Below are 8,305 nucleotides of genomic sequence, written 5' to 3' on the forward strand. Positions count from 1 at the left end.
GGAACTTCAGTCGTCCAACGAGGAACTGGAGACTTCGAAGGAAGAGTTGCAATCGATCAACGAGGAACTGCAAACCGTCAATGCAGAGCTTAACCTTCGAGTCGACGAGCTCAGCCGCGCCAACAACGACATGGCGAACCTACTGGAAAGCACGCAGATCGCCACCATCTTTCTGGACCGGGATCTTTGCATCAAGAGCTTCACCCCGGCGACACGGGATCTGTTCCGACTGGTCGAGAGCGACGTAGGGCGCCCGCTTGCTCACGTTCGCCCCCGCTTTGCTGCCGACGGCCTCCAGGCTGATATCGAGCAGGTGTTGCAGCGACTCGGCACGATCGAGCGTCAGATACAGAGCGCCGAGAGCGACACACGCTACATCATGCGCGTGCTGCCTTATCGGAGGATCGACAACGTCATCGCCGGGGTCGTGGTCACCTTTGTCGATGTCACCAGGATCGCTCGCGCCGAGGAAAGAATCGGCTCGCTGACGCACGATTTGCGCAACCGCATCGAAAGCCTGGAAACGCTACTGGATCTCGTCCCTGTCGGCATCGTCATCGCCGGGGTTGGCGACAGCCAGGAATTTCGGGCCAATCGGCGCGCCGCTGAACTGGCCGGCGAACCCCTGAGCGGTGCCAAGTTGACGTCCATGCCGACCGCGCTCGACGTGGTCAGGGAAGGAAAGGCCTTGGATGCCGTGGATCAGCCGCTGGCGATGGCGATACGAACGGGCGAGGCGGTGCCACAATACGAAGCGCGCATCGAGAAACCGGGCAGCACCGGCGTCGATGTCATGGTTTCCGCGACGCCGCTGTTCGACGAATCAGGAAAAGTTCGCGGGGCGATCAGCACCCTGGTCGACATATCGCGCCACAAGGAGGCCGAGCGCAGTCAGGAAAGATTGCTGCACGAGTTGCAACATCGCGTGAAGAACATTTTGTCGACGATTACGGCCCTGACCTCCCGTATGATTCGTTCCTCGCATTCCATGGCGGATTTCTCGACTGCCTTTCAGGAGCGCCTTCAGGGAATGGCGCGCACCCATGAATTGCTCTCGCAGCACAACTGGGAACGCGCGGGTCTTAAGGAGTTGTTGCGGATGACACTTGCTCCGTATGAAGCCAGGGACCGGCAGAATGTGGTCTTGGAAGGCGGTCCAGTCCAATTGAATGCAAGCGCCGCGGCGACCTTAGGGATGGTGTTTTTCGAACTTGCGAGCAATGCCGCTAAATACGGAGCGCTGGAAACCGAGAACGGGCGCGTGGAAGTCAAATGGCGCATCGGAGAGCCCGGCGGTTCCCTGTCGATCGTCTGGAAGGAAATCGACGGGCCGGTCGTAGAGGAGCCGTTGAAGAAGAGTTTCGGAACCACTTTCATTCAGCAGAGTTTGAATTACGAATTGGGAGGAAGCGTGGACTTGAAGTTCAAGGAGTCGGGCTTGGAGTGCTCCTTGCAAATCCCCCTCTCCCTCGCAGGCGCGACGGATGTTCCGGTAAAGGATGAATGAGCAATCTCCTCTGTCTGGCCTGCATGTCCTGGTCGTTGAGGATACTTTTCTGATCGCGCTGGATCTATCTGATCAGTTGGCCGACGCGGGCTGTGAGGTGATCGGCCCCGCTTCATCGGTGAAGCAGGCGCTGGAACAGATCGACGGCGTTTCACTCGACGGAGCGGTGCTCGATATCAACCTCGCTGGCGAGCGGAGTTTCCCGATTGCTGAGTTGCTCGCTTCACGTGGCGTTCCCTTTCTATTCTTGTCTGGCTATGACAGCGCGACAATCGTTCCAGATGAATTTGCGCAAGCTCCTCGTCTATCGAAACCAGTTGATCCTAAGGCGCTGACAAGCGCCGTTGCGCATTTTCGGAATAGGTAAACCGATCCATAGAGCATCTTTCGCTCGTCCCCCCGAAAGGCGCATTCGGCGACGTAGGCCTCGATAATCCTGCATCAGCAATAGGATCGACCCGGCCTAAGAAGCTATATTACGTTTTACGTCCGGTTTCGTTAACGTCCCGCCCGATAGCCGACCGTCACCTGTCGGCCTCTCGCCACTGCTTCGCGGTTCTCTTCCGTCAAAACGGCCAAAGGAGAACCAAAAAAAAAAATGGGTATTTCACAATACGATCCAGGAGCTCTAGGACGCCCTGCTTGGAACGCTGGTCGGAAGGTCGGCGTCAAGAAGCCGCTGAAACAACGGCAGATATGGGCGATCCGCTTTTTCCTCGACAGAGAAGGGCGCATGAGAGATCGGGCGCTGTTCGATCTGGCAATCGACAGCAAGCTGCGCGGCTGCGATTTGGTGAAGATCAGGATCGGGACGCTGGTCACTGGCCCGGAAATCCGAACGCGGGCCATGGTCGTTCAACAGAAGACCAGACGACCCGTGCACTTCGAGATTACATCCGATGCACGAGCAAATTTGCTTGCCTGGCTTAAGCGTCGGGGTGGATCAGTCGACGACTATGCCTTCCCGAGCCGAATTGAGAACTCCGGCCACCTGAGCACGCGCCAGTATGCTCGCCTCGTCGATGAATGGGTGACAGCGATTGGGCTCCGGCGGGAGGACTATGGCACCCACTCGCTCCGGCGCACTAAGGCCGCGATCATCTACAAGGCGACCGGGAACCTCCGTGCAATTCAGATCCTGTTGGGTCACACCAAGATCGAGAACACGGTCAGGTATCTTGGCGTAGACATCGAGGATGCGTTGGAGCTGGCAGAAAGACCGAGATTTGAACAGGTGCGGCTCCGCACTTCGGGGCCGCACGACATCTAAACCACTCTCCAGAGCAAGGTCCAATGAAGCCGAGATGCGCCTCCTATCCGACGCTGTTTTTGCTGCTTGTTTTCGTCGATAGCTGACCTCGTGACTAAGGGTGCGCCGAGATTGCGGCCTCGACGGTGCAGGATCGTGATTTTAGGTAGCAGATCGTTATAGTTATTTAATATTCTTCATGAATTCGTGCATAAGATCTACATAGCCATCGATGTCCTCTTTGCCATGCGCAAAGGATGCCTGTGGTCCGGCGCTGACGATGCAATCCCAGTACCCCCGGTTCGCCATGAAGACGCGGCGGGCGTCGAGCATGTCGAAGTCCATGGACAGACGCGCTTCGGCATAATTGCGCGGCAGCTCGGGCGTCAGGCACAGGCCCGAACGCGGCCCGATCCGGAACGCGCGGCATGGCAGGTCTAGATCCCGGCAGATGGCGTCGATACCGTCGGCCATGCGCGATCCGAGTGCGGAAATCCGGTTGAAGGCGTCTTCGGTCAGCACATGTTCCAGCACGGCGCGCGCGCAGGCCATCGACAGGGCATTGCCATAAAGCGTGCCGCCAAGGCCGATGCCGGGCGTACGGTGCAGGATGTCGAGGTGCTTCTCGACATGATCGCCTATCGTGTCGGTCATGCCATAGGCGGCAAAGGCCAGCCCCGATCCGAGCCCCTTGCCGAGCGTGATGAAGTCGGACTGGAGATTCCAGAGCCGCGTCAGGCCGCCATAGGCGAACGAAAAGGTGTGCGATTCATCGATGCACAGCATCGTGCCGGTTTCGGCGGTAATCCGGCGCAGGCCCTCCAGATAACCCGGATCGGGCAGCACAAGGCTGCAATTGGTCAGCGCCGGTTCGGTAAGGACCAGCGCGACTTCGCGCGATTCCAGCGCCGCCGCCACGGCATCGAGATCGTTGAAGGGCAGGATGATGGTATCTTCAGACCGGCGGCCTGACAGGCCCTGATATTCGGGAACGACCCGTTCGCCGTCGAACTTGACCAGCGTTTCCTCGATATGGCCGTGGTACTTGCCTTCGAAGACGATCAGCTTGCGCCGGTCAGTGATGTGCCGGGCGATGCGCATGACTTCAGTGTTGGCGCCCGATGCCGCCAGCGTGAACTGCCAGAAGGGTAGCCCCATCAGTCGCCCGAGCGAATGTGCCGCCACCACGGCATCCTCGGTGGGCAGCAGATAATGGGCACCGTTACGGAACTGGCGCACCATCGGCTCTTCCACCGCCGGGATGCCGTAGCCAAGCGTGGCCGAAAGATCCGCCACGTTCATGTCGACATAGGCATTCCCGTCCACATCGAAAAATCGCGCGCCTTCGCCGCCCGCAACATAGAGCTGGGGATGCATGTAATAGCCGGCCATCCAGGACATCGGCGTTCCAGCCGGCATCACGTTGCGCGCGCGGTCGAGTAATGCCTTCGACCTCCCGGTGCGCGCCGCGAAGCGCTCCAGTTCACGCTGGTTCAACTCTGCGACGCGCGTCCGGTCCGCCCTATAGGCTGCTCCAGGCGCAAGAGTGGTCGACAATTCTATCCTCCTGTCAAATTCCTTGCGTCGTGCGCCGACAGAGCCGGTGGGCACCGCCAGAACCGGGTACCGGCTCACCAACGCGATAGTGCCGTTCCAACACTAGTCGAGAAAGATCTGCTTTGGCAGGTCGCGTGGAATGTCCGCTCCGGTCAATTGTGTGCCGGAAACTGACCGACAGGTCCCGGCCCGCTCAAGACGTTCGACGCGTCGTCACCAAGCGTCTCCAATTGGCGCTACCTGCTCGTTTCCGATCGACGAGACGAATGAATTCCACCCATCCCGGCGAGATACTAGAGCGTCCGTCCGGCGCGAATCTTGGCGCATGCGATCGCAAGTTGAGCTTCGACCTTGGCATTTTCCTTTTGCGTCATGTTGTCAGCGGCGATCAGCCGGCGTAGCGAGCGCATGATCTCCCCGCGTGTCCATCCGGCCTCCAGCATGCAATCGACGATCGCCTGAAAGCCTGGCTCCATGGCTTCCTGGCAGTCGATCTCGCGGTCGGGGTATCCGCCCGCTCGCCTTGGCTCTCTGATCACCCACGCCTCCTCATAAAAATCGCTCGCCGTCGGCGCGGTGCTCGAAACAGAACCAGTGCGAGGGCTGCCGCGGCTTGGCAAATCCCCATCCTGCAATCTTCCCACAGCCCGGATGCTCGCAGGAATGGTGCTGGACGCCTGGCGCGGTGCCCTGCTCCGGTCTGGGAAGCCGAATTTCATCGCTCAAGGTCAGCACCTTCACAGTCGATTTGATGTAAGGTTCCACAGCCCGTCTTGACGTTCAAGGAAAATGTTCCTTTTCTGTTCTCATGGCGCACGATCCGATCGACACGCTGGGCAAGGCGACCCGGCACAACATGCTCGTCAAAGCCGAATGCAGCTGCGGCAACGTGCGCTACTGCCGATCGGCGGACCTGATGATGGTCTACGGCGGTGGTGCCGATCCCTTGAAGCTCAAATTCGACTGCAGCCGGTGCAAACCCGAGATCAAGATCACGCTGCTCGAAGTGCATCCCGAGCACCTTCCCAAGCGATTGATGATCCACAAGCCGATGAAGGTCGGCGGCAAAATCGAGTGGTTTGTCGAGCGTTTCCGAGGATGAGCGAACGACTAAGGTACGTTTCGCCTATCAGCGCGGCTGGCAAGTCGTGGATGGCAGCGCGGTCGTGCGGACCTTCGAAAAGAAGGAGGACGTTCCAGTTCTTGGTGGACCGTGGCGCCCGCGTCCGGTTGGAATGGAGCAGGACCGTCATCGGCGGGAAAGCACCGCCCTATGACTTCGCGGCTAGTTTTATGCAGGATACAGTCGGCCGCATCCTGAAGACGCTCCACGGCAAAGAAGCCGGGACATGGTTCTGGACATGTTATGAAGGTGGCGCGAACGGGAAGGTGCCCACGAAGGACGAAGGGTCTTCGGCGTCGAGCGCGCCTATACCCGCCGGGTCGTCAAGGCTGACTGGCGGTAGGCCGCTGCACATAGCGCCGCAGCTTCCAATCGAAAACCACGCCGGCCGGGGCTTCAAACCCTCGCGCCGGCTTTTTTGTGCCTTCATGCCGGGCCTGCTGGCGCTTGGCCTTCCTGATCCTCGGCAAGTCCTGGGTGTGGGTCTTCACCTCGCCGCACTTGAAATGAGCCGGCGCGCAATTGGCGTTCAGGTCCGGGCCTAGCAAGGCGAGGGCGCGCTTGTGTTCGATAATCCAGCGGTCTTCGTGACGGTGGATCGGCTCGCCGCACAGGCAGCACGGCGCGATGTTGTGGCCGGTACACCGCTCCGTGAAGATGGCCTGCCGTCGCTTGGCCGAGAGCGCGCGCCCCCATTGGGACAGCGTTTGCAGCTGCTGCGAAGAAGTAGCCCTAGGGCGCAAAGCCACAGCTGCAGAACACCAGACATGGGACGATGCCAGCAACGGCGAATATTCCGCGCTCTGGAACGTGTGCCGGTTCCCCGCCAGCTCTCATGCCGACCTCGCCGCAAAGGGCCGTTATCTCAAGCGGTTCCACAACGATTCCTTAAGCCAGCTTTTGGAAGAACACGTCGACGCGCTCTTGCTGTCCATGGTGCGGGTAGGGAAAGGTGGTGCAGTATGAATCCGCTAACTGCCGCACCGACCGTCGAATCGTTTTGCGTCTCTGACACGTTCGTCACTGGCGCCGGCCCGCTCCAGTTCATGGGCGACAATCTCCGCCTGACGCTGCATGTATTGCAGCGGTCGACCTATGACGGCGGCACAGAAAATGCCCTGGTGTCAAAGATTGTTGGAAGTCGCACCGACATGCCGAAAATCGCGGCCGCCATTCTCAGTGCTTGCAACTCTCGGTCAACACCAAGCGACAGAGTGGTGGAAAACTTCATGGAGTTTCTTGAAGGGCCTACGGGACGGCACTGAAAACCGGCACCTAGACGGAACTGCTAAGCCCGCTGCCTTACGGTGGCGGGCTGGTTTCGTCACGCGTCCAGTACTTTGAGCGACGTGAACGGGTACGTGTGGCCGGATACCTTCGGCACCTTCTCTTCTGAAAACCATTCGCAGTATGCTTCATTTTCATCGACCCATGCCACTGTCATACGGGGCCCGCCCGACTTAAGTTGGACCACACTCCCAGCTTTTATCTCGTTTGCCATGTTCCCTCCAATGTCGCAGCGCTTGTCGAGTCGACCTGCGGATAGTCGCAGGAAAGGAATGGCACCGCAATTGGCACCGGACGGGCAAGGACAAGACCAAACGGACTGTGACGGGGTAGCAGTCCGGCAAGCGGGATGCCTTCAAAACCGGGCTTCTCGTCATCAAGCGGGACGTGTCGGGACGGATTAGCGCGGATTTTAAGTCCCTTGCGTCTACCAATTCCGCCACGTCCGCGCCCTTTTCGTTTCAACTACTTAGGCGATTTCGTCAATCGGCGTTGTGCAGTCCGAAAATTGTGTTGTGGAAAACTGCGTTCCCCTTTCCATTCGCCGGAGCCCGTTTTTGCCATATTTTCTGGTCCATGCTCGCAGCGTCCAACCTCTTTCTCGACATGCTTGGTATGGTGCTTCGCCCAAGCGCGTAGAGCGGCCCCCAGCGCGTCGGCGCCTCGTCCCGGCGTCATTGCCCACGCGCCGAATGGCGGCGGCATAGGTGACGCGCAGCCCGTGCAGTGTGCAGCCTTAATCTCCAATTGGGATTAGCTACGCGGGGTTCCAATGGGGGAGGGCTGCATGGTTCGGATGATCGGTTGATTGCTGATCTCCGCATTCGCTGCCAGCCATTTTTGAACGAACTCGACCTCGGCATTGTTGATGGTTCCATCCGCGGCCAAGCCGCGTGCGAGCCCTCATCGCGTTTGTGGAAGCTTAGGTGCTCAAAGCACTACCGCACGTGCGTCAGTCTTGCTTCCGCTTCCACAAATCCGAAGTCGATGCGTATGCGAACGATGCTGACCAAGTGATCAGGACGAGTCCGTTGAGACCTTCCAAGGCAGCAACGATCCGCATCGGCCCAGTGGCATAGACTTCGCCAAAGCCGATGGTCGTGTAACAGGTGATCGAGAAATAGAAGAAATCCGCTGCGCTCCCGGAAAACAAGCCTGCGAGAGCTCCAAGGTCTCGATGCTGGTGCATCCAGGCATAGGCGACCGCGAAAAGACAGATCCCCACCACGTGAGCAATGATCGCTGCGATGACCAAGAGCAGCAGATCAACCCGCATCGGAAGTGAAAAACGACGCCTCATCGCTCCGGCGATATTCAGCACCTCATAGTGCATCAGAACCGTTACCAGTGCGAGACCTGCAGATATGGCGAACGCGATGACCAATTGCGGTACCTTCAAGTAGGCTTCAGATGCTCAACGCCTATCACCGCGCGAGCGGTTCGAACAGCTTGTCGCGACGTACGAGCCCGATGCTGCCCGCCGCCTTCATCGAGGCTATCGACGACATCCGCTCCAACATTGTCCTGCGGCGCCTTGTGGGAGCGTCTGGAGCGCCGTGAGATCAACGGTGCCATCCATGAG

The 8,305-nt window shown here is 59.1% G+C and carries 10 protein-coding genes; 6 read left to right on the forward strand and 4 right to left on the reverse strand.

Features of this window, described 5'->3' with window-relative positions; translation table 11 throughout:
• The 3 genes from EOA86_RS12830 to EOA86_RS12840 all read left to right on the forward strand — a co-directional run.
• The coding region (locus EOA86_RS12830; protein WP_128341984.1) for a PAS domain-containing protein at positions 1 to 1,507 on the forward strand (1,507 nt) is incomplete at its 5' end.
• Entirely contained in the window at positions 1,500 to 1,874 is a 375-nt protein-coding gene (locus tag EOA86_RS12835; RefSeq protein ID WP_128341986.1) for a response regulator, read from the forward strand. The genes EOA86_RS12830 and EOA86_RS12835, both read left to right, overlap by 8 nt.
• A gap of 231 nt (positions 1,875 to 2,105) precedes the next feature.
• Positions 2,106 to 2,777 carry a tyrosine-type recombinase/integrase gene (locus tag EOA86_RS12840; RefSeq protein ID WP_128341987.1) on the forward strand — a complete coding sequence of 224 codons (672 nt, stop codon included), beginning with the start codon at positions 2,106 to 2,108 and terminating at the stop codon, positions 2,775 to 2,777.
• Between the two features lie 162 nt (positions 2,778 to 2,939).
• Here the strand turns inward: EOA86_RS12840 and EOA86_RS12845 are convergent, their stop codons facing one another.
• The 3 genes from EOA86_RS12845 to EOA86_RS12855 form a co-directional block, all read right to left on the reverse strand.
• Positions 2,940 to 4,313: an aminotransferase class III-fold pyridoxal phosphate-dependent enzyme gene (locus EOA86_RS12845; protein WP_128341989.1), complete on the reverse strand. Its 1,374-nt coding sequence runs from the start codon at positions 4,311 to 4,313 to the stop codon at positions 2,940 to 2,942.
• Positions 4,314 to 4,606: 293 nt separating this feature from the next.
• On the reverse strand, positions 4,607 to 4,852 hold the full coding sequence (locus EOA86_RS12850; RefSeq protein ID WP_128341991.1) for a hypothetical protein: 246 nt from the start codon (positions 4,850 to 4,852) through the stop codon (positions 4,607 to 4,609).
• Positions 4,853 to 4,862: 10 nt separating this feature from the next.
• Entirely contained in the window at positions 4,863 to 5,054 is a 192-nt protein-coding gene (locus EOA86_RS12855; protein WP_164891716.1) for a hypothetical protein, read from the reverse strand.
• A 67-nt stretch (positions 5,055 to 5,121) separates the two neighbouring features.
• Between EOA86_RS12855 and EOA86_RS12860 the strand changes: the two genes are divergently transcribed.
• From EOA86_RS12860 to EOA86_RS12875, 3 genes are all read left to right on the forward strand, one after another.
• On the forward strand, positions 5,122 to 5,415 hold the full coding sequence (locus tag EOA86_RS12860) for a hypothetical protein (protein WP_128341995.1): 294 nt from the start codon (positions 5,122 to 5,124) through the stop codon (positions 5,413 to 5,415).
• Between the two features lie 672 nt (positions 5,416 to 6,087).
• On the forward strand, positions 6,088 to 6,402 hold the full coding sequence (locus tag EOA86_RS12870; protein WP_206630012.1) for a hypothetical protein: 315 nt from the start codon (positions 6,088 to 6,090) through the stop codon (positions 6,400 to 6,402).
• A complete protein-coding gene (locus tag EOA86_RS12875) occupies positions 6,399 to 6,701 on the forward strand; it encodes a hypothetical protein (protein WP_128341998.1) in 303 nt (100 codons plus the stop codon). Before EOA86_RS12870 ends, EOA86_RS12875 begins: the two co-directional genes overlap by 4 nt.
• Before the next feature lie 974 nt (positions 6,702 to 7,675).
• Here the strand turns inward: EOA86_RS12875 and EOA86_RS12885 are convergent.
• On the reverse strand, positions 7,676 to 8,107 hold the full coding sequence (locus tag EOA86_RS12885; RefSeq protein ID WP_065008178.1) for a potassium channel family protein: 432 nt from the start codon (positions 8,105 to 8,107) through the stop codon (positions 7,676 to 7,678).
• Between the last annotated feature and the right edge of the window lie 198 nt (positions 8,108 to 8,305).

This window comes from Mesorhizobium sp. M5C.F.Ca.IN.020.32.2.1 (assembly GCF_004023105.1).
Taxonomy (GTDB): domain Bacteria; phylum Pseudomonadota; class Alphaproteobacteria; order Rhizobiales; family Rhizobiaceae; genus Mesorhizobium; species Mesorhizobium wenxiniae.

What these genes read in the sequence shown, in the direction of transcription:
- EOA86_RS12875 (WP_128341998.1), top strand. Translation starts at nt 6,399, where the DNA reads ATGAATCCGCTAACTGCCGCACCGACCGTCGAATCGTTTTGCGTCTCT.
- EOA86_RS12840 (WP_128341987.1), top strand. Translation starts at nt 2,106, where the DNA reads ATGGGTATTTCACAATACGATCCAGGAGCTCTAGGACGCCCTGCTTGG.
- EOA86_RS12835 (WP_128341986.1), top strand. Translation starts at nt 1,500, where the DNA reads ATGAATGAGCAATCTCCTCTGTCTGGCCTGCATGTCCTGGTCGTTGAG.
- EOA86_RS12860 (WP_128341995.1), top strand. Translation starts at nt 5,122, where the DNA reads ATGGCGCACGATCCGATCGACACGCTGGGCAAGGCGACCCGGCACAAC.